1 protein-coding gene is annotated in these 225 nt (G+C 52.0%); it reads left to right on the forward strand.

Features of this window, described 5'->3' with window-relative positions; translation table 11 throughout:
* A partial coding sequence (locus V6259_RS19970) for a transposase domain-containing protein (RefSeq protein WP_341586014.1) occupies positions 1 to 225 on the forward strand: 225 nt, incomplete at both ends.

The raw sequence follows: 225 nt of genomic DNA on the forward strand, positions 1-225 counted from the left end.
ACCCATCCCGATGGGTAAGAAAAACTGGCTCTTCTGTTGGACAGAACTGGGCGCGGAACACGTTGGCCTCATCCAAAGCCTAATCAGCACCTGCAAGTTGCATGACATCGATCCCAGTGTTTATCTGACGGATGTCTTGCAACGAGTAAGCCAGCACCCAGCAAAAGACACCGCCGACTTGATCCCAAGACGATGGAAGCTACTGTTCGCAGACAACCCGTTGAA

Source organism: Marinomonas sp. TI.3.20 (assembly GCF_038155025.1).
Lineage (GTDB): Bacteria > Pseudomonadota > Gammaproteobacteria > Pseudomonadales > Marinomonadaceae > Marinomonas > Marinomonas flavescens.